General features: G+C 66.0%; 21 protein-coding genes. 2 read left to right on the forward strand and 19 right to left on the reverse strand.

Annotated elements, in window-relative coordinates:
* Positions 1-176: 176 nt before the first annotated feature.
* Together V5F78_RS11610 and V5F78_RS11615 are read right to left on the reverse strand one after the other, a co-directional pair.
* Positions 177-845 (reverse strand): response regulator transcription factor, encoded by a 669-nt coding sequence (locus V5F78_RS11610; protein WP_394067938.1) that lies wholly within the window; start codon positions 843-845, stop codon positions 177-179.
* Positions 846-1,338: 493 nt separating this feature from the next.
* Positions 1,339-1,722 (reverse strand): response regulator, encoded by a 384-nt coding sequence (locus tag V5F78_RS11615; protein WP_348846252.1) that lies wholly within the window; start codon positions 1,720-1,722, stop codon positions 1,339-1,341.
* A 226-nt stretch (positions 1,723-1,948) separates the two neighbouring features.
* On the opposite strand from V5F78_RS11615, the gene V5F78_RS11620 reads away from it, so the two are divergent.
* Positions 1,949-2,608 carry a protein phosphatase CheZ gene (locus V5F78_RS11620; protein WP_394067936.1) on the forward strand — a complete coding sequence of 220 codons (660 nt, stop codon included), beginning with the start codon at positions 1,949-1,951 and terminating at the stop codon, positions 2,606-2,608.
* 111 nt (positions 2,609-2,719) lie between these two features.
* Here the strand turns inward: V5F78_RS11620 and V5F78_RS11625 are convergent, their stop codons facing one another.
* From V5F78_RS11625 to V5F78_RS11690, 14 genes are all read right to left on the reverse strand, one after another.
* On the reverse strand, positions 2,720-3,250 hold the full coding sequence (locus tag V5F78_RS11625; protein ID WP_394067934.1) for a transglycosylase SLT domain-containing protein: 531 nt from the start codon (positions 3,248-3,250) through the stop codon (positions 2,720-2,722).
* Positions 3,251-3,428: 178 nt separating this feature from the next.
* Positions 3,429-5,306, reverse strand: a complete 1,878-nt coding sequence (gene fliK / locus V5F78_RS11630) for a flagellar hook-length control protein FliK (protein WP_394067932.1) — start codon at positions 5,304-5,306, stop codon at positions 3,429-3,431.
* Positions 5,303-7,792 carry a MotC family chemotaxis protein gene (locus tag V5F78_RS11635; protein ID WP_394067930.1) on the reverse strand — a complete coding sequence of 830 codons (2,490 nt, stop codon included), beginning with the start codon at positions 7,790-7,792 and terminating at the stop codon, positions 5,303-5,305. Before V5F78_RS11635 ends, fliK begins: the two co-directional genes overlap by 4 nt.
* On the reverse strand, positions 7,789-9,114 hold the full coding sequence (locus tag V5F78_RS11640) for a MotB family protein (RefSeq protein WP_394067928.1): 1,326 nt from the start codon (positions 9,112-9,114) through the stop codon (positions 7,789-7,791). Before V5F78_RS11640 ends, V5F78_RS11635 begins: the two co-directional genes overlap by 4 nt.
* Positions 9,115-9,123: 9 nt before the next feature.
* The gene (locus V5F78_RS11645) at positions 9,124-9,858 is read right to left on the reverse strand and encodes a hypothetical protein (RefSeq protein WP_394067926.1); all 735 of its coding nucleotides are present in this window, start codon (positions 9,856-9,858) and stop codon (positions 9,124-9,126) included.
* Between the two features lie 2 nt (positions 9,859-9,860).
* Complete coding sequence (fliF, locus tag V5F78_RS11650; RefSeq protein ID WP_394067925.1) at positions 9,861-11,540, reverse strand: flagellar basal-body MS-ring/collar protein FliF; 1,680 nt, start codon at positions 11,538-11,540, stop codon at positions 9,861-9,863.
* A 328-nt stretch (positions 11,541-11,868) separates the two neighbouring features.
* A complete protein-coding gene (locus tag V5F78_RS11655; RefSeq protein ID WP_394067923.1) occupies positions 11,869-12,912 on the reverse strand; it encodes a flagellin N-terminal helical domain-containing protein in 1,044 nt (347 codons plus the stop codon).
* 346 nt (positions 12,913-13,258) lie between these two features.
* Positions 13,259-14,044, reverse strand: coding sequence for a response regulator (locus V5F78_RS11660; protein ID WP_394067922.1), 786 nt, complete (start codon positions 14,042-14,044; stop codon positions 13,259-13,261).
* 3 nt (positions 14,045-14,047) lie between these two features.
* Positions 14,048-15,322 carry an EAL domain-containing protein gene (locus V5F78_RS11665; RefSeq protein ID WP_509276222.1) on the reverse strand — a complete coding sequence of 425 codons (1,275 nt, stop codon included), beginning with the start codon at positions 15,320-15,322 and terminating at the stop codon, positions 14,048-14,050.
* Positions 15,279-15,674, reverse strand: coding sequence for a response regulator (locus V5F78_RS11670; protein WP_394067919.1), 396 nt, complete (start codon positions 15,672-15,674; stop codon positions 15,279-15,281). The genes V5F78_RS11665 and V5F78_RS11670 overlap by 44 nt, the downstream gene beginning before the upstream one ends.
* A complete protein-coding gene (locus V5F78_RS11675) occupies positions 15,671-17,389 on the reverse strand; it encodes a sensor histidine kinase (RefSeq protein ID WP_394067917.1) in 1,719 nt (572 codons plus the stop codon). Before V5F78_RS11675 ends, V5F78_RS11670 begins: the two co-directional genes overlap by 4 nt.
* Before the next feature lie 16 nt (positions 17,390-17,405).
* Positions 17,406-17,897: a putative pterin-binding protein gene (locus V5F78_RS11680; RefSeq protein ID WP_394067915.1), complete on the reverse strand. Its 492-nt coding sequence runs from the start codon at positions 17,895-17,897 to the stop codon at positions 17,406-17,408.
* Between the two features lie 274 nt (positions 17,898-18,171).
* Positions 18,172-18,570 (reverse strand): DUF1236 domain-containing protein, encoded by a 399-nt coding sequence (locus V5F78_RS11685; RefSeq protein WP_394068499.1) that lies wholly within the window; start codon positions 18,568-18,570, stop codon positions 18,172-18,174.
* Between the two features lie 231 nt (positions 18,571-18,801).
* Positions 18,802-20,202 carry an aspartate aminotransferase family protein gene (locus V5F78_RS11690; protein ID WP_394067913.1) on the reverse strand — a complete coding sequence of 467 codons (1,401 nt, stop codon included), beginning with the start codon at positions 20,200-20,202 and terminating at the stop codon, positions 18,802-18,804.
* A gap of 184 nt (positions 20,203-20,386) precedes the next feature.
* Between V5F78_RS11690 and tmpT the strand changes: the two genes are divergently transcribed.
* Entirely contained in the window at positions 20,387-21,025 is a 639-nt protein-coding gene (gene tmpT, locus V5F78_RS11695; RefSeq protein WP_394067912.1) for a thiopurine S-methyltransferase, read from the forward strand.
* A gap of 13 nt (positions 21,026-21,038) precedes the next feature.
* Here tmpT and V5F78_RS11700 read toward each other — a convergent pair whose 3' ends face one another.
* The 3 genes from V5F78_RS11700 to V5F78_RS11710 all read right to left on the reverse strand — a co-directional run bounded on the left by V5F78_RS11700 (position 21,039) and on the right by V5F78_RS11710 (position 23,553).
* A complete protein-coding gene (locus V5F78_RS11700) occupies positions 21,039-22,523 on the reverse strand; it encodes an aldehyde dehydrogenase (protein WP_394067910.1) in 1,485 nt (494 codons plus the stop codon).
* Between the two features lie 191 nt (positions 22,524-22,714).
* Positions 22,715-22,936 carry a DNA gyrase inhibitor YacG gene (gene yacG, locus V5F78_RS11705; protein ID WP_394067908.1) on the reverse strand — a complete coding sequence of 74 codons (222 nt, stop codon included), beginning with the start codon at positions 22,934-22,936 and terminating at the stop codon, positions 22,715-22,717.
* Positions 22,933-23,553, reverse strand: a complete 621-nt coding sequence (locus V5F78_RS11710) for a Maf-like protein (protein WP_394067906.1) — start codon at positions 23,551-23,553, stop codon at positions 22,933-22,935. The genes yacG and V5F78_RS11710 overlap by 4 nt, the downstream gene beginning before the upstream one ends.
* Positions 23,554-23,690 lie beyond the last annotated feature (137 nt).

Raw genomic sequence — 23,690 nt, forward strand, 5'->3', positions numbered from 1 at the left:
GAGGCAAGTCCAGGCGGTTCCTGCCGTCGCATGTGGAAGGCCAGGATCGCCCCGGTGTTAAACGCGGAAGCTGGATCGAGGCTTGCGAGGCAAAAGGCTGGCAACGACCTGATGGAAAAAGAAAAGCCGCCTCGTCGGGGAGGACGAGGCGGCCAGTGGCGTCGGACTGTGGGAGATCAACCGACGAATTGATAACCGATGTAGCGCTTGGCATCGATCACGTCGTGGCCGAGGCGCATGCGCAGCTTCTTGCGCAGCTTGCTCATGTGTCCCTCGATCACGCTCTCATCCACGTCTTCGTTGAAGATGCCGTAGATGGTGTTGAAGATCTGGGTCTTGGTGACGCGGCGCTTGCTGTTCTTGACCAGGTATTCGAGGATGTGGCGCTCGCGGCGGGGCAAGGGCAGCGGCACGCCGTCCACCGCCGGATCGCGGCCGTCGAAGTACACGCTGAGGCGGCCCGTGGTGGCGGGGCCGTTATTGGTGTTCATGCGGCGCCACACGGCGTCCGACCGGGCAACGATCTCCCGGACATGAACCGGCTTGCGCACCACGTCGTCAATGCCCGCGGTATAGAGTTCGAGCGTCTGGGACAACGACTTGATGTCTTCCAGCGCGATCACCGGCGCACGGGAGTGGGTGCGGATCATTTCCGGATAGGAATTGCGGGTCTCGAAATCGCCGAGCAAGAACCCCTGGACCGCGCCCAAGTCTTGATCGGATGCAGACTGCAGCCATTCCTTGAATTCACCGTGGCCAAAACCGAGAGAGGAGAATCCTTCACGAGAAAAGCCGGAAACATAGCTCTCGGCGACAGATGCGCGGGGATCGACAACCACGTACATTGGACTTCTCCTCAGAATTTTGGCCGTTCAGGCTCAATCTTAATTCTTGGGTCAGAATGTATTTCCGGTGAGAGCCAGTTGCTCGCCTTCCGTTGTTGAATTGGTATGAAGGAATTGCTTCTGCCACAACGAGAGTTGATGCGGATTTGGAGCGCCATCAGCGGTGGTTTCGGCTTAGCGCAGCGATTTGGAGCAGGTTTTTCGGGCTGAACGGTGCTCGGGTGGGGAAGATGCGTCCGACACGTCATGGGTGCGAAGTCATGCGTCCGTTTCCGGGACCTATTCCCTCCATTTTGGGGGGATTTAGAATGATTGAAAGGAAAGATGGATGGATCCTTTTTCGGCGTCGCCTGCGGGTTCGGTAGGCGTGCGCTCCCGGAAAGGGCCAGAATCCAAACGCCCGGCACGAGGGCCGGGCGCTGGAGGTACTACTCTGGATGGCTTTGTCCGCGACTCGCGCACATTGGTGACGCGCCGAACGCAGATCGGAAGATCAGGCCTCGAAAACGGTGTCGATCTTGCCCTTCAGCGTCTGTGCGTTGAACGGCTTGACGATGTAATTGCTGACACCGGCCTTCTTGGCCGCGATGACGTTTTCCGACTTGGCTTCGGCGGTCACCATGATGAACGGGGTTTCCTTGAGAACCTCGTCGTCACGCACGCGCTTGAGCAGTTCGTATCCGGTCATGGGCTCCATGTTCCAGTCGGAGATCACGAGGCCGTATTTGTTCACCTTCAGCAGCGAGAGCGCCTCGGTTCCGTCGGACGCCTCGTCGACGTCCTCGAAGCCGATTTGCTTCAAGAGGTTCCGAATGATCCGGACCATGGTCTTGTAGTCGTCCACCACAAGAATTTTCATCGAAAGGTCTACCGCCATGGGACGCTCCGTTTGAGGGCATAAGAAATGCCGACCGAGAGATGTCTCATCGGCTCCGTTCGTTTCTTTTACCGGAGATCGCCTTGCGCGAAGCTTGCAGCGCTGCAGGCGGTGGGCTGGTGTTCGGGCGGGGAGTTGAAATATAAAGGGACAACTTAATCTTCGAATACTGGAGGTCGGGATGTCCGCGAGTCGGCGACCGTTTCGCATTGAAGCTTCGACGCGCATGTCCGCTGATGCCGACTTCGGTCAGCACAGCCCGGTCGATGGCCAGCTGGATCGCATTCTGACCGAACTTGCCCAGATGCGCAGCGAAATCGAGACGTTCAAATATCGCAATCCGCTGATGGACAAGGAGCGCGATCGCAACGCCCTGTGGGCGGGGCTGGAGACCATCCAGGAAGCAATCCAGAACACCAAGTCCGAGATCGCAGCCCTGCACTCGGAGGGCGGCGGGGGCGAGCAATTGTTCCGCGCCACCGACGAGCTGGATGCCGTCGTGGCCGCGACCGAAACCGCGACCGAAACCATTCTGAGCGCGGCCGAGGATATCGAGGTGCTCGCCGCCAAGCTCTCCCGCTCCCTGGTGGGCGACGACCTGGCGCTGGCGGAAGCGATCCAGGCCCAGACCATCAAGGTCTTCGAGGCCTGCAATTTCCAGGACATCTCTGGCCAGCGCATCGGCAAGGTGGTGAAGCTGCTGCGCTTCGTGGAAGAGCGCATTTCCAGCATGGCGAACATCTGGGGCGGCGCGGCGGAGGTTGCGACGGCCAATTCCATCATCCCCAAGGCTCGCGAGGGCGATGCTGCCCTGTTGAACGGCCCCTCGCTCGCCGACGATGCCAACGTGGTCTCGCAGGACGATATCGACTCCCTGTTCAACTGAGCGTCTCAAATAAAACCCCGCGCCCGCCGTCTCCATGACCGGCGGGCGCGGGGTTTTTTGTGCGTGGATGCAAGATCAAGACGCCGCATAACGGGAGCCCTGCCCGCCCCCTCAGCTGCTGCAGAGGTTGCGCGCTTCCGGCGTCCAGTCGCCCATCCCCGTGTCCACGAGGCGGCGGATGACGGCGCACACATAGCGCTTCTGGCCCGCCACATTGTTCTTCGAGGCATTGTAGCGCGCAACGGCCATGGTCCAATTGCCCTGGCTCTTGCGCCAGTCCCGCAATTCCTGCGCCGCCACGTCCACATTCAGCCGTGGATCGAACATCTGCTCGACGGAGCGGAATTTTTTGCCGTGATAATAGTAATTGACCTGGAGACACCCGACGTCGATCAGCTTGATGCCTTGCGCCCGCGCCTCGTTGAAGGCGCGCATGGCGTCGGGAAGCGAGGTGCCGAGGTAATCCTTGCCGGCGATGTTCAGCATATATTGTTGCAGGTGTCCGTTGACCCCAGTCTCCTGCAATCCCACCGCATAGAGTACGGGTAGCGGAATATTGTAGAGCGCCGACGCGCGCGCCAGCTCGCGCTCGCACACATTGGAGGTGGAAGGCGCGTTGCGCTTGGCTTTGCCGGGTTGCACAGCGGAGGCTGGCCGCGCGCCAGGCACCGGCTGTGGCGCGTTCGCGGGAACGCGGCCGATGGTGCCCAGCGGCGCCGACGGGGAGCCGGCAGGAGCTGCAGCCGACGCGGTCGCGGCATTTTTTCGTGCGCCGATGGGCTCGGGAATGCCGGTGGAAAATGTTTGCGCGCAGACGGGACTAGCGAGAGAAATCGCCCCGGCCAAAGCTGTCGCGATCACCCGTTTCATCGCGTCGTGCACCTTTCTGTTCGGAAGAATCGGAGGGTTGGCGGCCTGAACCGCCACCCGGCTGACGCTCGCTGCCGCGCTCTTCGGGCGCCGAGGGCTGAGCCGCCGCGAACGGGGTGGGCTCATGGCCCGTCAGACCGGTGAAACCGCTCCCGTCGGTGGTGAGGATCTGAATGTCGCCCGGTTGATAGCCTGCGGAGCGCAAGATCTCTCCCAAAGCGGCGCGATCCTGCTCCAGCATCCGCGCGGTGTCGGAATTGCTGGCGCGCAAGCGCACCTCCAGCCCCTGGGGAGTCAGGCGCAGGCGCACATTCACCGTGCCGAGATCGTCGGGGTGAAGCTGAATCTCCAGCACCCGAACCGGACCGGCGAGCGAGCGCGCATCCTCTCCTGGGACGTCCGGAGCGCCGAGGCTGGACATCTCGTTGGAAATTGCTTCGGCGACCTGGCGCACCGTGGGCATTTCGGCGAGCGCGCTCAGGCCGGCCGCAGCCAGCACAGGCGCCGTCGCGGCGGACTGCGGGCCGGGCAAGGGCTCAGGGGAGCGGCCTTCCGCGGAAGCTTCCCGCTCCTCGCGATGCAGGGCGTGGGCATCCTGAATGGGGTCCGCCGGCGCGACCGCCTCGTCCTTGGTGCGGTGACCGGCGTCCGCCACACGGGCGGCAAGAGGCTGCCGCCCGGACGCCGACGCGGGGCGCTCACGAGCGGCGATATCCCCACGTGGCGCGATCGGCGCTGAAGCTGCCCCGGCCGTCGCGGGCTGCGCCAAGGTCGCGCGATAGGTCGAAAGCGGCACAGGGCCGGCGCCCACGGGCGGCGGCGCTTGTGGGGCGAGTGGGGGCGGCCCCGAGGGGACGCCGGAGACAGCGCCCGCCGGCAAGCCGGCGCCACCCGCCTGCGCGAACGGCAAGGCTTGGCCGGTCAAGCTGCGAATCGGCGCGAAATGGGTTTCCCGCGAGATGACGGAGACCTGGATCGGCCGCGCCGCGTCCACACCCGCCTCATCCGAAAAGGCGGAACCGGCGGTTTGGTCGGCGTCGGACCTGGCGCCCGCCTCGGATTGAGCCGTCGGCACCACGCCGGCGCTCGCATCCGCGCGGCCGAGCGCCAGCGCGAAGGCGGCCGCGGCGGCATCCTGCTCCGCCCGCGTCGGCGCGTGCGACCCGCCCGGGGCTGTAGGATCGCCGGCCCCGGAAGATGCACCCCGCGCCACCGCGTTGTCCTCCTTCGAAGAAGACGGCGACGATTGCGACGGATCCAGCGGATTTGCGGAGGGCTCGCCCAGCGCAGGGTCCTGAACTGCTACAAGCTCCGGGAGCCGCATGGGATCGCGTCCCATCGCGGAAGCCTGGAGCCCCGCCCCATCCGGCGCGGCCTGAACCGACGTGGCGGCGGGATCGTCCGCCGTATCTGGGTCCCCCGGTTCGGAAAGTGCGGGGGCGCGGGCCGGGCGGCCCAGGGCGAGAAGCAATTGGGACAGTGAGCCCGGCCCATGGGTCGCGGCGGCGCGGCCGGGGCGGGCCTGGCGCTCGCCCGCCGGCGCCGGTCCGTCATGTGCCGGCTCGTCCGGGGCAGGCCTCGTCCCGCCCTCCCCGTCATGCGGCTTCGCACCGGGGCGTGCGTTTTCGCGCCCGCCAGCGCCCGTGTCAGGCGCCTCCTGGGCGGGTGCGGCCATCTGCTTGAAGACCGCCGCGAAGCCTTGGCCCGCCGCTCCGTCCGCGCCATCGGCGGGGGCGCCGGGCGCGGTGCCTGCGCGTGCTGCGCCCTTTCCGGCGGCGACCTCACCGCGCCCGGCGCCTTGGCCGATGGAATAATCCAGCGCTGTCATCGCGGAGCCTCCTTCAGAAGCTTGTCGATCTTGGCCAATGTGCCGCGCGCCTGCTCCTCGATCGCCGAGGGTGCGGGATCTGCCTGGGCGGTGGCTTGCGTCGGAGCGGACTTCGGCGTGCCGCCGGGCGCGGTGCCAGCTTGCGACGGCGCGGATGGCGGCGAGACGGCCGGCACCGGGCGCGCCGCCGGGGATTGCGGCACGGGAGGTTGAGGCGCTGTGGCCGAAGATGCGCCGGCCGGCGACGCGCCCACGGGAGCGGGTACGCTTGGCGCGGAGACCGGCGTCGGCGTCGCATCGGAGATTTTCGGGGGCGATGCAACGCCCGCGTCCGCGACGTTCGGCGCCGTACGGACCAGATCGGCCGCCACCAGCGCGGCATCCAGCAAAGCCGCGTCGGGCGGTGCCAGCCGGTCTCGATCCAGCGCCGCGAGGGCGCTCTGGGCCTGCTCGAACCCGTCATGGGTGACCGCCTGCGCCGCTGCCTTGTAGAGGCGGGCGCGCTCGGCATCGTTGCTCAGCGGAGGCGCGCTGGCGAGCACGCGCTCGGCGGCGGTGATGGTGGTCTTGGCCTTGCCCTGGATGACCGCGCTGCGCGCCACCAGCAAGAATATTTCGCGCCGGCTGGCTTCGTCCAGCGGCTCCAGCAGATGATCGAGCCGCTGGAAACCATCGGGCGCGTCGATGAAAGGCATGCGGGTCAGCGCGGCGGCGAAACGCTGGCGGAAATTGCCCGCATAGACCGAGTGGGCGAAGCGATCCAGATACTGCCGGGAGAGGCGCCCGAACTGGTCGGTGTCGCCGCTTTGGCTGGCGACGAGGATCTGGCGGCGCAGCGCGGCTTCCTCAACCAAAGTACCGGGCATGAGAAGACGAGCCAGATCGAGCAGCTGCGCCGCCTTAGCGGGATCCTTTCGTACCGTTGTCGCCGCTTGGGCGATGGCCACCTGGGCGCCGAGCGCATTCGGCAGGGTGCGGGCGTCGATCTCGCCGAACAGGCGCAACGCCTGCTCCTCCCGGCCTTCCACATAAGCGAGCGCCCCGCGCAGCAGCCGCTCGTCGAGAGCCGGAAGCGGCTCCTGGGCGAGAATGCCGCGCAGCACGGCGGGATTGCCGCCGCTGAGCACATGGATGACCAGGGCACGGGCGTTGCGCGGGTCCTGCCACACCGCCTGCGGCGCGGCTCTGAAATCCTGGTCGATCTGCGCGAGCAGGCGCCGCTGGCCATCCACGGCTTCCACGGAGCCCGCGGCCACCTTGTCCTGCAAGCGTTGCAGGCCGCGGACCGCTTCCATGGGCGAGATCCCGTTCGCCATGGCCGGCGGCGGGGCGACGACGAGGGCCTTTACGGGAGGCGCGGACGATGCCTTGCCATCCGCCTTGTGGTCGCCGCCGTGGGCGGTCGCGTCAGCCGGCGCCGGGGAGTGGCCATCGCTTTTGCCGGGGGCGTCGTGCGCCTGTGCCGGCGCCGTGCCCGCATGAGCTTGGGCCTCACCTCGAGCTGTGTCCGCATGGGCCGTGTCGGCATGCGCCGGGGCCGGTGCTTCCGCGTCGCCATGGCCGGTCTGGACCTCACCTTGACTCGCGTCCGCATGGGTCGCGTCGGCTTGCGCCGTGGCCGGGGCTTCTGCATTGGTCTGACCGGGTGCCGACGGGACCTTCGCCGCTTGGCCCGAAGCATCATGGCCCGAAGCATCGTGGCCCGGATCTGCTTGCCCTGGAGCGTCATGGCCCGAAGCATCGTGAGGCTGCTCCGCGGCCATCGGCCCAGGTTCGCCTGCCGCAGGGGCTTGCGCTTGCGGATCGGTGGTCGGGGCGACCGCTTCGGATGTGGCCGCGTGCGTCGACGGAGCCGGCGGATTGGCAACAGGGCCAGGATCGGCCCGGTCGGGCTGGCTCACCTCTTCGACGATGGCATCGGCGCCAGCGGCAAGGGTCGCGAAGGGCGCGCGGCTTGCCTGCTGAGGGCTGGAAACCGGCGCATACGGGCTCGAGACGCTGGGCGGCGGCAGCAAGGGCAAGGCCGCGCCGGGGAGCGTGCGCACCAGCGCCTCCCCCGCCGCGCGATCCATCCGCGCCGCAGCAACTACCGGTGCCGTTGGCGTGGCGGACGTCGGGTTCCGCGCAGCCGGGGCGGCGACGGGAGCCACGGCTGGATCGCCAAGGGTCGCAACCTCGGCGCGGCGGATTTCCGCCGGTGCGGCGAGCGGGAGTGGGATGCGAGGTTGCGTCAAGGCCGCGCGCGCAGGCGGCGCCAGCGAGAGCGGGGCACCGAGGGGCGCGGCGGGCGCGGTGGCTCCGTTTGTGGCAGGCGACACCGGCGCGGCCGCGCGCGCAGGCGGCGTGGACGGCTTCTCGGGCAGATTGGGGGCCGGTTGCTCGCCGGGCGCACGCGTGCCCGCCCAGGGATCGAGCGCCGCAGCAGGCGCCGACATCAGGCACAGCAGGCTCGCCCCCGCGAGCAGGATGCGTGCGTGCATGCTCATTGGGCCGGCTCGCGCAGCAGAATTTCGATGCGGCGGTTCCCGGCCGCATAAGGATCGGTGCGGTTTTTCAGATCGCGATCGGCGACGCCCTCGATCCGGCGCACACGTGCCTCCTCCAGCCCGCCGCGCACGAGCATGTAATAGGCCATCTGGGCGCGTGCGGTGGAAAGGCGCCAATTGTCATAAGTATCGGAACGAAACGGCCGCCCGTCCGTATGGCCGCGCAAGATGATCTCACCCGGCCGCGCGGCCAGGATCTTCGCCATCTTCTCCATGGCCCGCACCAGCTTGGCGTCCGGAATCGCAGAACCCACGCCGAACATGGAATAATCAATGTCGTCGGTGAGGTTGATGACGAGGCCTTCCTTCGTTGCCTTCACATCCAGGTTCGGGGCATGGGCCTGCCCCATCGTGGATTTCAGCGCCGCGCCGAGCTCGGCCTGAAGCGCCTGGGCCGCCTGGATTTGCGCCGGCTGGATCTGGCCCGCCGAAGCTTGGCCGGACATTTGCTGGCCGCTTTGGTTCTGCCCGCTTTGTGCCTGACCACTCTGAGCTTGCCCGCTCTGCGCCTGACCATTCTGAGCTTGCCCGGCGGCGGAACCGGCCTTGGGCAGGGCGCCGGCGCCCTGGCCCTTGGCGGCAGGTTGCGGCACATCGGCGGCCGCAGGCATATCCTTGTCCTGGAGCGGCTGAACATCGGCGCGGGGCGCGGTGGCGTCGGGGCGCGCGCCAGCGGGGGCGATATTGGATTTTACCGCACCAGGCGTATCGGTCTTGGTCTTGCGCGCGGCATTGGTCTGCCAATAGACCGGATCGAACGGATCGCGCGAGGTGTCGCCGGCACCGCTTCCGGGCGAACCGATATCGCCGATCGCGGTATCCGCCGTGACATTGCCGGGGCTCGGATCGGCATCGCCCGCGAGCTTGTTGAGCACCGCATAGGGGTCCTGGAACGCACTGCGCTCCTTGTCGCCCTGCTGGCGGTCGCTCCCCGCGCCGGATTTCGAGCCGGTGGTGTTCTTCAGCGAATTCTGCTTGTCGCCCTCGGCCGAGGTTCCATTGGCCTGGGTGTCCTCGGGATCGTTCAGGCCCTTCAGCTCAGTGATGGAGGAAGCCAGATCCACGGGGTTGAAGTAATTGGCGATCGCCTTGCGGGTATCCTTATCCGTGGCATTGATGAGCCACATGATGAGGAAGAACGCCATCATCGCCGTCATGAAGTCGGCATGCGCCACCTTCCACGCGCTCGAATGGGCTTCGTGCTCCTCGTCGTGGTGGCGCTTGATGATGATGATTTCGCCGTGTTCGGCCTTATCGGACATGATGCTTCCTCAAGCCGGAATCGGGCGCAGGCGCTCGGACCAGGCGGCAAGCTGTGTTTCCATGAGCGTGTCGTCGGCGACGACGCGAATTTCGGGACCCGCCTCCTCCACAAAGGCGAGGCCCGGCCTCTCGCCGAGGCCGACGCGCATGGCCTCCAGCAAATCGGCGGGGGCGCTGATCCGCACGGCCGCGCCCGACGCGCCGGCAAGGCGGGTGCGCATCAAGGCGCACAGGTCGGTCACCGCCTTGGCGCGGATTTCGGTGTCCAGGAACGGCGTCAGCACATGGGCCACCGTGTCGCTGATGCGGTGCTCCAGCTCGCCGACGGCCTTTTGGAGGTGCTGGGCCAGCACCTCGCCCTCCTCACGGGCCCAAGCCGCACGCGCTTCGGCAAGGCGGGCGTCGAATTCGGCCTGATCCTGGATCCGGGCTTGGGCCGCCGCTTCGTTCGCCGCGGCGAGCGCGGCGCTGGCTTCGCGACGGGCAAGCGCAACCGCCCGCTCCAGCTCTTCCGCGGTGATGCGGGGCACGGGTTCGGGATGCGGGGCCTCGCGTGCCGGGGCGGCAGCAGAAGGCTTCGAGGCGGCCGGCGGCGCGGCCGCGGCACGGGCCGCCGCTGGGCCGACACCCGGCGCAGGCGGACGGGTCATGGTCTCGATCACGCTCGCGGCGCGCGCCTGGGGCGTGCCGGAATTGGCCCGCACCGGGCCGAAATGGGGAAGGTGGCGCGACAAAGCGTGCATGGTCAGACCTTCACCTCCTGGTGCAGCCATTGCCGCAGGATCGCGGCCGCCTGGGCCTCATCGAATTCGACGATCTGCTCCAGCCGCTTCTGCGGTGAGCGGTTCATGCGGCTGGTGAGATCCTCGATCAGATTGACGGTGGTGGCGCCGAGCGCCTCCGGTTCGCCCTCCGCTTTCACCTCGGCGGGCAGGCCGGGCGGCCCGGTGACTGCGGGCACGGTGGGAGGTGCGAGCATGGCCGCCTCGATGGCCGCCGCATCCTCGCCATCCGCCTCGATCTCGGGACGAGCCAGGATGGCGCGAACGGCCGGGCGCAGCCCGAACCAGATCAGCAGGCCCGCGACGATCAGGATCGTAACGGCATTGATCAGCGTGCCAGCCTGGCGCAACAGCAGTTCGGTCCAGGGCAGCGGCGGGATGGGCTCGAGCGCGTGGCCGCCATCGGCGAAGGAGACGGCCGAGACCTTCATCTTGTCGCCGCGCTCCTTGTCGAAGCCCGCCGCCGAAGCGACCAATTGCTCGATCTCATAAAGCTGCTGCTCCAGCGGCACAGCGTCGGCGCCCTGGGGTGCGGAGGCCATGAGGCGATCCTTGTTCAGGAGCACCGCGACGGAGAGATTCTGAAGCGAGTAGCCCTCGTGAACGGTCTGAACCGTGCGGGAAGAAATCTCGAAATTCGTGATCTCCTCTTTATGCGTGTTGTTCTCGTTCGAATCGGCGCTGGCATCGTTGTTGGTCTGAGCAGCCGGGACATTCTGCTGCACCGAGGTATTCGGCTGCTTCGTGCGATTCTGCGATTGCCCGCTCTCCTTCACCGTGCGGATCGACCGCTCGGATTTGGAGGCTGGATCGTAGATGGTTTCATGGGTGGTGGTCTGGTCGGTATTGAGGCGCGAGGAGACAGAGATCTCGAAATTGCCGAGGCCGAGGTAAGGCGTCAGCGTCCGGCGGATCTTCTCTTCGGTCTCGCGATTGACCTGCTGCTGCAAGAGCGATTTGCGGCCCGAGGCCGCGCCTTCGCCGTCGCTCGCGCCCAGCACCACGCCGTCGGTGTTGAGCACCGAAACGGTATCGACCTTCATGCCGGGGATCGCCGAGGCGACGAGCCGGCGAATCGCCTGAGCGGTCGAGGCGTCGTCTGAATTCTCGGTGCGAATCACCACGGAGGCGGACGCGGTCTGCTGATCGCGACGGAACGAGCCCCGGTCTGGCAGCACGATGTGCACCCGTGCCGCCTTGATGCCCTTCATGGTCTGGATGGTGCGCGCCAGCTCCCCTTCCAGGGCGCGCACGCGCGTCACTTCCTGCATGAACGAGGTGAGGCCGAACGAGCGCACGTCGTTGAACAGCTCGTAGCCGGAATTGCTGCTCTGGGGCAGGCCCTTCACGGCAAGCAGCATGCGCGCGCGGGCGGTGTCGGAATGCCCCACCAGCACCGCCGCGCCGTCGGCGCTGACATCGAAGGAAATGCCCGCATCCTTGAGGGCGCCGCCGATCCGGCTCACATCCTCGCGGTTGAGGTTGGCATAGAGCGTCTCGCGCTCCGGCTGGCTGAGGAAATAGGCCCCCAGGCCCACCACCGCCACCACGGTGAGGCCGATCACGCCGAGCGCGATCAGGCGCCGGGCGCCAAGCGCCATCAGGTTGGTCCACAGGGCTGTCAATTGTTCGCGGCCGATCATCGGCGGGATCTCATCTCGATTGCATCCTTGGGAGCCCCGCGACCGCGTCCCGGCGGGACGTGAAACGGAGCCTTCGGCGGAGGTCGATCGGGCACGCGCGTCAGCCGGATGGCTTTGGCGCTGCATGTGCCTGGGGTGCAATCTCGGGACTTAATCTTGCCTGGACGTTGCAAACACAAAGGCCACGCTCCAGAGACTGGAACGTGGCCAAGTCGGCCGTCCGGGCGAGGACGACGGAGGAGCTTTGAAATGCGCGGCACACCGCGCAAAAAAACCAATCGCGCAGAAAACCGCCGCGCCGGTGAGCGGCGCGGCGGCTCTTATGCGATCAACGGAACAGCGTCATCACGTTCTGCGTGGAGTTGTTCGCGATGCTGAGGGACTGCACCGCCAGCTGCTGCTGGGTCTGAAGCGCCTTCAGCTTGGTGGATTCCTCTTCCATGTTGGCATCGACCAGCGAGCCGATGGAGGAGGTGTTGAGGTCGATCAGGCTCTGAGCAAAGGTCTGCTGCGAGGTCAGCCGGGTCGAGGTGGTGCCGAGCGTGGTGGCGCCATTCTGGAGCTGCTGCATCGTCGCGTCGACGATCTTCACATAGGCCTGGATCTTGGCGAGGTCCGCATCGGTGTTGCCGAGGGCGGAGACGTCGAAGTCCTTGATCGCCTCGGTGCCGGACGTGGCCGTGCCGCCGATCACATACTTCGTGTCCATGAAGCCCTTGAGGCTGCCGGCCGCGGTATCGACGCTGACCGTCGCGCCGCCCGACACGCTTGCCGCGGTGGCAACGGCCGTCACGGCCACGTCGGTGGTGGAGGCGGTGCCGCTGGAGGTGCCGGCAGTCGCCGCGTCGTAGATGGCGAACGCGCCGGTGTCGATCGCGGTGGAGCCCACCGTCACGGTGCTGCCGGTGCGCGAGAAGGACGAGAGCAGGTTCTTGGTGCCGTTGAAGCCGGACGCGCTGGTGTCGACGGAGAGCCAGTTGCTGCCGTTCATCACCGAGTTGTCGGAGGTCGTCTTGATCTGGCTGATGAAAGAGGCGATTTCCGTCTGCAGCTTGGTGCGATCGACGTTCGGCGACAGAGCCGCGGTCAGGTCGTTCTTGATGTTCCCCAGGGTGGAGATGATGGCATTGACGCCGCCGCTCGCCGCATCGACCGAATTCTTGTCGAGGCTCATGGCGTTCTTCACCGCACCGAGCGCGCCGTTGTCGGAGGTCAGCGTGGTGGCGATGGACCAGTAGGCCGCGCCGTCGGAAGCAGAATTGATGCGCTTGCCGGTGGAGACGTGGTTGTTGGTCGTATCGAGCGAGGTATTGATGCTCCGCAGGGTCTGGAGAGCGACCATTGCGGAGGTGTTGGTGATCATGCTGGTCATGGCGAAATGTCCCTCGATTGGGTTTGATGGATTTGGTGATTTCGGGGGGACATGCCGGACTTCAACCGGCATGGAAGGGCGGCATCATGCCTTTGGGGCCAATCTCATTTTGATTGGCGCTCTGCTCGTTCAAGCAGTCAACCTTCCATGGATCAGACACTAGACCAGCAAGCTTGCGCGAAGCTTGCATCCGGCGTCCGGCATCAAATGCGCAGCGGGAGGCGATCGCGGCGCGGGCGCACATGCAGGCGTCGGCGGAAGCCGGGGGCAGATGATGCCCGCGGCCAGAAACGCAAAAGCCCGCGCGAGGGCGCGGGCTGCGGCAATACTTAGAGCGGTTTCGGCTTCAGCCGATCTTCAGGCCCAGGCGTCCCGCCTGTCGCTGGACGAAGGCCTCCATGCGCTCGCGGCCCATGTCGGTAAGCTCCACCAGTACGCGTCGGCGATCGCCGGGATCGGGCAGCCGGTCCAGCAGGCCCGCCTCCTTCAAATCCTCGATGCGTCGTAAGGCGGTGGTGGTGGGCACGCCGGAAGCGATGCACAGGCTGGTCACGGAAATCGGCCGCCCCGTGGCCTCCGCCACCGCGAGATCGAGCAACATGTCCCAGGCCGGATCGGAGAACAGACCAGCTTGGAAGATCGCGTCCCGATCCGCGCGCGCGGCGACCAGCGCCTTGAGATAATTCGGCCGCGCCGTGGGCATGACGACGGGTGCCTGGGGCGAGACGCTGGATTCGTCCTCGACCAGGGAAAGCGCGCGTTCCACGGCATGCTTCACCTCTTCGGCAGACAGCGGCTTCTGGAGGAAATCCACCGCATGCAGGCGCAGCGCGCCAACGGCGCGATCCAGCGAGGCATGGCCCGTGATGACGATCGCCGCGAGCGGTTTGACACGGCGGCGCACCGCCAGCTTCTGGAGCAGCTCAATACCGTCGATGCGCGGCATGTGCAGATCGGTGACGATGACTTGAAGCTCGGTATGGCGGGCCACCAGATCGAGGGCTTCCACGGCGGTCTCGGCGGTCCGCGTCGGCATGTCGAGCGCCAGCAGGCCCTCGCTCAGCTCCGCGAGCACGTCTGGATCGTCATCGACGAGGAGAACCCGGGGTGCCGCTTCGATGTCTTGTTCCATAATCTAGGCCCCAGTCTTCCGGTCGCCGCTTGCCGCCTCCCGCGCTGTGTGTGCACTTAGCATGTGCAACAATTCCGGCAGGGGGCGCTTCGGCGAAATCAAGTAACCCTGAACATAATCGATCGGGAATGTGCGCGCGAGGTTAAGATCCTCGGGAAATTCAACCCCTTCCGCAACCACCTTTATACCCAGCTTTCGGCCTAATTCTGCGATCGAGGCGAAGATATTGCGCGCCTTGGTCCAGGTCCGCGCGTCGCGCACGATCTGGAGGTCGATTTTGATTTCCGTGACAGGCAGCGCGGAGAGCTGAAGCAAACCGCTCTGCCGCCGGCCCACGTCATCGAGCGCAAGGCCGAACCCCGCCATGCGCAGTCGCGCCAGCATGGACAGGGACTCGGCGCAGGAATCGTATAGCGAATCCTCGGTCAGTTCGAAGATCACGTCGCCCCGCGAAATCTGGGCAGCGTCCACGGTCTCGATCAGAGTGCGCAGGCAATCCGACTGGAGCACCACGTCCAGGGGAAGATTGACGCTGACCGGTCCCTGCCAGCCCGCTTTGATCCACTGCGCGCAGCCACGTGCGGCGACGCCGAGCACATATTGCGTCAGATCCACCAATACCGAGGGATCCGACGCGGCCGCCGCGACGATATCCAAGGGGCTGACCGGGCCGACATCAGGCAGCACGCCCGTCAGCAGCGCTTCCGCACCGGCGAAGACGAGCGTCTGTGTCCCCACCTTCGGCTGGAAGCTCACGGGCAAAGTGCGATCGGCAAGGCTAGCCTTGAGGGCGGGGAGAATTGCGCACTGCGCTTGGCGCGGTGCGGCGGGCTGTGCGGCTCCGCAATCGGGATAATCCAAAAGGCGCAGCAATTGCTCGGGATCGAGGGGCTTCGTCAGCGCACCGAGCACGGTGAGCCTTTGCTCGCCCGCCACCTGCGCCACCACCCGAAGCACATCCTCGCCTACCCCGCTGATGAGGATGAGGCGAGGCGCCTTCGCGAAGGCGGCCAGTCGGTTCATGATGTCGATGCCGTCCATGGCCGGCAGGCCGAGATCGAGCAGCACGACGTCGAAGGCGGCAAGTTCGAACATGTCGAGCGCACGGGGATCCGTCGCCCAGCGCGCGCGGTGGCCGGCGGCGGAAATCAGCTCGCACAGGTCCTCGCACAAGGGTTCTTCATCATCCAGAATGAAAACGGATCGCGCCCGCGCTGTCATCTCTACCTCGCTTCTACAAGCTGGTAGCGCCTGCAGCTTGCGCGAGGACGGCTTCAATCTGTTCGACCATCATGACGGGATCGAGAGGCTTCACATAGAGGAGGTCGGCGTCGAAATCAGCGGCCTCTGCTTCGTTGACGATATGTCCGGTGATGATCACCACAACCTGTGGCTGGAGATGCTTCGGCAGCAGGCGGGCGGCCGTCACCAGTTCGGCGCCATCGTGCTCGCCGACCCGAAGGTCGGTGATCAGGCAGAGCGGATGGTAGCCTTCGAGAAGCACCGTGAGCGCGTCCGGCGCGGAATGGCAGGTCCGCACCGACCATCCGGTCGCGGCGAAGAATTCGCTGATCTCCTCCGCGAGCTCGGGCTCGTCGTCGCAGATCAGCAGGGTGCGGGGCATGCTCATACCGCCATTTCCGGCGCGGGCACCGCGAGCCTTGGCAAATCGACCGTGAAGCGCGCACCTTCCCCAAGATTTGCCGCGCTGATGGTGCCGCCCATGTCGCGCACCACGGTGCGCGAGAGGGAAAGGCCGAGCCCGGTCCCCTTGTCCGCCGGCTTGGTGGTTGTGAAAGCTTCGAACAGGTGCGGCAGGATATCCGGCGCGATCCCGCCGGCATTATCGTCCACCTCGATGATGACGCGCTCGCCCTCGGCCCGGCAATGAACGATCACCCGTGGCGGTTGCCCCGGCAATGCCGATGGTCGGCTCTCGCAGGCATCGCGCGCGTTCACCAGGAGATTGACGATCAGCTGTTCGAACATGGTCTGTTCGCCCATCACCATGACATCGGGCGACACATTGAACCGGAGCAGCAGATGAATGCCGGCGGCGCGATATTGCTCGGCCACGAATCCCGCGGCCAGTTCCAGCGCGGCGCGGATGGAGAAACTGGTGGAATGGTCAGTGGGCATGCGGGCGTAGCGGCGCACCTGGTCGGTGATGCGCTTGGCGCGATCCACCTGCCCCTGGATGCGCTCGAGCTTCGCCTGTACCAGCTCCTGGCTCGCGCCCGATTGCACCAGGCGCGCGGCGTTGGCGGTCGCCATCTTGATCACGGCCAGCGGCTGGTTCAGTTCGTGGGCGATGGCCGTGGCCATCTCGCCCAGGCTCGCAAGCTTGGCCGCCTGCATGACCTGAAGCTCGGCGTGGCGGATGCGGCTGGTATCGGCCACGACCAGCAACGCTTGGGGAATGCCGTGCCAAAGCACTTCGCACAGGCTGCCGCGCAACGAGACGACATCGCCCTGCCGGCGTGAAAACGTCATGGTGAGCCCGCCCCAGGGATTGCCGTTGGTATCGACCGCGATATCGCGCGCCGCGCGCGTCAGGCGCTTCCAATCCGGATCGGTGAGCGGCGCGTCCACGACCGCCAGCGCGGCCGGATTGACGAACCGCACCTGCTCGCTTTTGGGATCGAACACGATCACGCAGGCCGGCGTCGCCTGGATCACCGCCAGCAGGCTTGCTTCCATGGATTGCAACGCGGCTTGCCCCGCCATCACCTCGACAAGGCGCATCTGCACGCGTCGCTCCGTCGCCAGCAGGATGAGCACAAGGATGCTGCCGGACGCGAAGAGAAGCAGCAGAGGAAGGCGGGCCGGATTGGCATCGAGCTGGGCCTCGATCTGTGCCGTCGCCTCGTTATAGGAGACCGAAGACAGCAGGACGCGCTGCAACAGCCGCCCGAGCGGCTCCAGTTCGATATCCCATGCATGGAAGACTTCTGTGCCACTGACATCGAACAGATTGGGGTGCGTCAGCGCATCAATCATGCCGTCGAGCCGTTGCTCGAAAACCTGCAATTCCCGCTTGTAGCTTGCCAGCCCCGGCAGCAGATCGGCTTCATCGGATTCGTAGAGCACGGGCAGCCGCGAGCGCAGCAATTCCAGGCGCAGCTTCAGCGCATCGAACTCGCCTGCGCCGGGCGCGACCGCAGCCAGACGCAGGCGCGACGTTGCCTTAAGGAATTCGAGCTGCGCCTGATAGACGATCCAGCCCGAATTATGGATCTTCTTGGCCAGCATCGAGCGCTGGCTGTCGGTTGAATTATAAACCATCACCGTCGCGGCAAAAAACATCACGGTCGTCAGGACCATGACGGCCGAGACGACGTGCATGCCGCGCGTTGTCAGTTTATGGAACGATAAATTCAATGGACTTGACCTGCCAGACCATGCGTTCGCGGAAGGTTGCGGAATTGAACCGTGGCTCCGCGTCGATGGGATAAATGATCCAGAACGGGCCCTTGTCGCGCACGGGCATCACCTGCTGATTGCGGCGGGTGGCCAGGATCGGGCCGGCATATGTCATGTCCTGCGCCGGTATGGCGGCGGAATAATCGTTGAGCGCCTCCACCCGGGCCTCGCGCACATCGCCCGGCACAAGCCGGGCCAAATCCACCAAGCTCGGGCCGTCGAAGGCCTGGCGGCCCAGTGTCCAAGGCGTGGCGGTCTCGATGTGGAACCTCGGAAAGGCATCAAGCTCCGCCAGGGCGACTTCCCGCTCGGCAACGAGGACGCCTCCGCTGGTGCGCCAGGTCAGCGACAAGGTCTGCGCCGCACCGGCATCGTCCAGACCCAACAGCGCACAGAGCAGCAGAACCACCTGGACCCAGAATGTCTTCATCGGTCTCATTCAGGGCAGCTGGGCGAGGCCATATCCCGTCCGCGCCCGACCCAGTCTCCACGTGATGGCGATGGGTCCATCTTCACATAAAGACCAAGGATCGGCGCGGCCAATTCCATCCAGTTTGGCGCTTCACAGCGCTCTCCCGATCCATATCGGATGCAATTTCAAGGTGCGTGGATAAAAAAATCCCGGCCGAGGACCCCGGCCGGGATTTTCGATGCTGAGATCCGACCGGCGCGTAGATCCGCGCCGGTCTTGGACCTTAGAAGGCTCAGGGCGTGACGACCTGGATCACCTTGCGGCTGCCGCGATCCACGATCACCCGGCGATCGTTGACGACCGTATAGGCATATTCATCGTGGTTGGGGACGGAATAGACCTGGACGCTGGGGGGCAGCGGCTCTCCAACCACGACTTCATTCTGGTAGCGCACCGAGGGACGGTTCTCCTGAATGACATAGGAGCGAACCTCCTGCGGGGGCTCGGCCGCAGCACCCATGGTGGCGCCCACCGCCCCGCCGACGACGGCGCCGACCGGCCCGCCCACAACAGCGCCGACCGCAGCGCCGCCAACGGCGCCGGTCGCGGTGGAAGCCTGGGCGAAGACGGCGGTCGGAGACGCAAGGGCCAGGGCCAGGGCGGCAATATAGATCGGGGACTTCATATTGATCTCCTCTCGAGGGTTGGTCGATGGTTCAAACGAAGCTGAGCGGACTTCGTTCCCCAAGGGAGAAAAACGTGAAGAGGTGAAATATTCCGTAGGAATTCTTAAGTGACGCCCCTTCCGCTTACTTAATTGCCAAGCTTCAAAATTTAGACGCATCAGCGCTCGACCCGCGCCACAATGGCACAACAGCGGAGGCTTTGCCTTGGATGCGGACCGAGCCGGGTTTCTTCTTGATCAAGCGGCCTTAAGCAGATCCCGCCGCATCAGTTCGGCGAGTGTCAGATCCAGCACGCGTTCGGCGGTGGCCACGATCTGGTCCGCCTCGGCATAGCTCAGGGTGAAGGGAGGGGCCAGGATCAGCCCATCCCGCACGGCACGCATCACCAGCCCTTCGGCGAAGGAAAAATCGCGCGCGATGAGGCCAACGGTGCCTTGCTCGCCCGCGAACTTCGCACGGCTCGCCTTGTCGGGGGTCAGTTCCAGGGCGCCGATCAGGCCGACCATGCGCGCCTCCCCCACCAGCGGATGCGCGGCAAGCTTCAGCCAGCGTTCCTGCAGATAGGGGCCGATATCAGTCTTCACCCGGGCGACGAGATTTTCCTCATGCATGATCTTGAGGTTGGCCAGCGCCGCCGCGCAGCCGCCGGGATGGCCGCTATAAGTGAAGCCGTGGTTGAAATCGCCGCCATGCGCGATGAAGCCCTCGGCGACCCGATCGCCCACGATTACCCCACCCAAGGGGAAATAGCCGGAGGTGATGCCCTTGGCGAACGTAATCAGGTCCGGCTCGACGCCCATATATTGGCAGCCGAACCATTCTCCGGTGCGGCCAAAACCACAGATCACCTCGTCGCACACCAGCAGCACATCGCGCTCGCGGCAGATCTTCTGCACTTCCGGCCAATAGCTCGCGGGCGGAATGATGACGCCGCCCGCCCCCTGGATCGGCTCGCCGATGAACGCCGCCACATTCTCCGGACCGGCCTCGTCGATGGCGCGGGCCACCTCGCGGGCCGCGAACAGGCCGAACGCCTCGCGGTCCATATCGCCGCCCTCGGCCCACCAATAAGGCTGCTGCACATGGATGATGCCGGGAATGGGCAGCCCGCCCTGGGCGTGCATGGGCTTCATGCCTCCAAGGCTCGCCCCGCCGACGGTCGAGCCGTGATAGGCGTTATGCCGGGCGATGAAGATATGCTTTTCCGGTTTGCCCATGGCGGCCCAATAGTGGCGCACCATGCGAATGACCGTATCCACCGCCTCCGACCCGCCGGAGGTGAAGAACACGCGGTTCATGCCCTGCGGCGCCACCGCCGCGATGGCGGCCGCAAGCTCGGCGGCGGCGGGATGGGTGGTCTTGAAGAAGGTGTTGTAATAGTCGAGCTTGCGCAGCTGATCGGCGATCGCGTCCACGATCTCATGCCGGCCATGCCCGACCTGGGAGCACCACAGGCCCGACATGCCGTCGAGGATCTTGTTGCCCTCGGAATCGAAGATGAAGTTCCCCTCCGCATGGGTGATCACCCGCACCCCTTCCGCATTCAGCGCCTTCGTGTCGGAGAAGGGATGAAGGTGGTGCTCGGCGTCCAGATGGCGCCAATGGGCGGTCGAATTGGAGGGGGGCACGGACGTCACGATAGCGATGCTCCTTCAGAGCCGAACGACCGATTTTCCTTACGGCCGCGCTCCGGTTTTAACAAGCGCGCCTTTGCGGGGCCCATCGGCCGGCGCAAACGCGCGCGTCCCGGCGCTCCAAGGCATGGCCGAACATGCTAGGACACGGCAATGCCATCGAGGTGCGCGGACCGGAGACGACCCTATGGATTTGGATTTTTGGCGGTCGAAGTGGGAAAACAACCAGATCGCCTTTCACGAGGGCAAGCCGAATGCGCTGCTGGTGAAGCATCTCGCCCAGCTCGACCTTTCCCGGGGCGCCCGCATCTTCGTGCCGCTCTGCGGCAAGACCCGCGATATCGCCTGGCTGCTCTCACAGGGCTTCGAGATCGTCGGCGCGGAGCTCAGTGCGCTGGCGGTCGAGCAATTGTTCGCCGACCTCGGCCTTTCGCCCCAAATGTCGAAACTCGGCACGCTGACGCGGTGCAGTGCCCGGGGCATCGACATTTTCATCGGCGATATCTTCGAATTGACCCGAGAGCGCCTCGGGCCGGTGGATGCCGTCTACGACCGGGCAGCCCTCGTCGCCCTGCCCGAGGCCCTGCGTGAACGCTACGCGGCCCATCTCGTCGACATCACAAAGGCCGCGCCGCAGCTGCTGATCTGCTTCGACTATGACCAATCCCTGATCGCCGGGCCGCCGTTCGCCGTGAGCCCGGAGCACACCCGCGCCCTTTACGGGACCGCTTATGATATCCGCCAGCTGGACAGCGTCGAGGTTCCCGGTGGCCTGAAAGGCAGATGCGCGGCGCAAGAACGGGTGCTGCTGCTGCGACGGCCCTGAGCCCGGGAGGCTTTTACAGGCGCGTCCACACCGTCTTCAGGTCGGAATATTTTTCCAGCGCATGGAGGGATTTGTCCCGCCCGAACCCGGATTGCTTGACCCCGCCGAACGGCACCGTCATGTCATCGGCGTCGAAGCAATTCACATAGACCACGCCAGCCTTGAAGCGTCGCGCCACCTTGTGGGCGGCGGCAAGATCACCGCTCCAGATGGCGGCCCCGAGGCCGTAGACCGTGCCGTTGGCAATCTTCACTGCCTCGTCGAGCCCGTCGAAGCCGATGACCGAAAGCACCGGGCCGAAGATTTCCTTCTGCTCCAGCGACGAGCCGGGGGCGACATTGTCGAAAATGGTGGGGGCCACAAAGGCGCCGCCGGTCTCCTCGCGCACGGCCGTACCGCCCACCACGAGGCGGGCGCCTTCCGCGAGGCCCTGGTCGATGGCGGAAAGAATGCGCCCCTGGTGCGCGCGGCTCACCACCGCTCCAGCCTTCGTCTGGGGATCCAACGGGTCACCCGGCATCCATTGGGCGGCGGCGGCGGCGATGCGCTCCACCAATTCGCCCTTGACGCGATTGTCCACCAGAAGGCGCGACCCGGCAGTGCACATTTCACCCTGATTGAAGAAGATGCCGGCCGCAGCCGCCTCGGCCACCGCATCCAGATCCGGCGCGTCGTGGGCGACGACGAAGCCGGTTTTGCCACCCAGCTCCAGACCCACGCGCTTCAGATTGGTTTCCGCCGAATAGCGCATGAAATAGCGCCCCACCTCGGTGGAGCCGGTGAAGGCGATGGCGTCCACATCCATGTGCCGGCCCAACGCTGCGCCCGCTTCCTCGCCGAGGCCGGTCACCACATTGAACACGCCGTCGGGAATGCCGGCCTCCTGCGCCAGCTCGGCCAGCCGCAACGCGGTGAGCGGGGATTCCTCCGCCGGCTTCAGGATCACGGAATTGCCCATGGCGAGGGCGGGGGCGAACTTCCATGCGGCCATGATCATGGGGAAGTTCCACGGGGTGACGCAGCCCACCACGCCGATCGGCTCGCGCAGGATCAGCGCGAGATTTTCGTCATTGGTGGGCGCGACCTCGCCATAGACCTTGTCCGCCGCCTCGCCGTAATAGGCGATGCAATCGGCGGTGGCGCGCACGTCGATGAATTTCGCATCCGAGATGGGCTTGCCCATGTTGAGCGTCTCGAGCAGCGCCAGTTCATCGCGATGGGTGCGGACGAGGTCGGCGAACCGCACGAGGATGTGCTTGCGTTCGGCCGGCTTCAAACCGGCCCAGCGGCGATCCTCGAAGGCCCTGCGGGCGACGGCAACGGCGCGATCCACATCGACGCCGTCACACGCGGCGATCTCAGCCAGTTCCTGCCCTGTGGCGGGGTTGATGGCGGCAAAGCGCTTGCCGCTCGCAGCCGGCACGAAGCGGCCGTCGATAAAGGCATCGGTGCGGAAGGAAGGGACGGCCGGTGCGGCGGCAAGGGTGCTGGCGCTCATGGGCTTAATCCTTCAAGCGTGGCCGTGGTGACGCGCGTGGCACCCTCGCCTTTGTCGCCTCGCCCCGTCAAGGCACGGCGCCCGATGATCGGTTGGATCGCGCCCTCCCCAGCCCTCGCCCCGAAGGCTTGGGCGCCAGAAAAGCGGCGGTCGGCTCAGAGGATCAATGCCGGGCGATGGGCAGCCGCGCCTCAGCTTTCCCGCTCGGGCGCGCTGCCTTCGCCGTCCTCATCCTCGTCCTCGACAACCGGAATGGCATAGGCGCCCTTCAGCCAGCGGTTGAGATCCACGTCGGCACAGCGCTTCGAGCAGAAGGGGCGATAGCGCTCCACCGAGGGCTTGGCGCAGATCGGGCATGGCTTGGCGGCGAACGGCACCGTGGCGCGCGCGCCCTTGGGCTGGTTATCGTTCACGCCGCGCGCTCCGCCCATCCGGCGCGCACGGGATAGCCCTCGCCCGCCAGCAGGGCGATGGTCTCGGCCAGCGGCAGGCCCACCACCGAGCTATAGGAGCCCATGAGTTTCACCACGAACGAGCCGGCAATGCCCTGGATGGCATAGCCGCCCGCCTTGCCGCGCCATTCCCCGCAGGCCAGATAGGCGGTGATGTCATCATGCGAGAGGCGGCGGAAGCGCAGGCGGGTTTCCACGAGGCGCGTGCGCGACCGCCCGCGCGGCGAGACCACGCAGAGCCCGGTGAACACCCGGTGCGCCCGTCCCGAGAGCAGCCGCAGGCATTCTTCCGCTTCGCCCTGTAGCTCCGGCTTGGGCAGAATACGCCGCCCCACCGCGACCACGGTGTCGGCGGACACCACGATCGCGGACATGCCGGCCTCCTTGGCGCGGGCCGCGACCAATTCGCCCTTTTGCCGGGCGAGCCGCTGGGCGAGGTGGCGCGGCAGTTCACCTTTATCCGGCGTCTCGTCCACGTCGGCGGGCATGAGCAGGTCCGGCTCGATGCCGGCCTGATTGAGCAGAGCGAGCCTGCGGGGCGAGCCGGAGGCCAATACGAGCTTCACCCTGTCGTTCACGTCTGCGTCACCTCGAACCTGCTGAAAGATAAGTCGCGCGGCACGGGACACGCGGCGCGCGGACGCTAGCGCAAAGGGTTGCGCGTGTGAACGCCCGTTTGCGCGCATCTGGCGGCCACCGCTTTGGCGGGCGCGGA

It is taken from the genome of Roseixanthobacter glucoisosaccharinicivorans (assembly GCF_043195095.2).
In the GTDB taxonomy this organism is placed as follows: domain Bacteria; phylum Pseudomonadota; class Alphaproteobacteria; order Rhizobiales; family Xanthobacteraceae; genus NCEH01.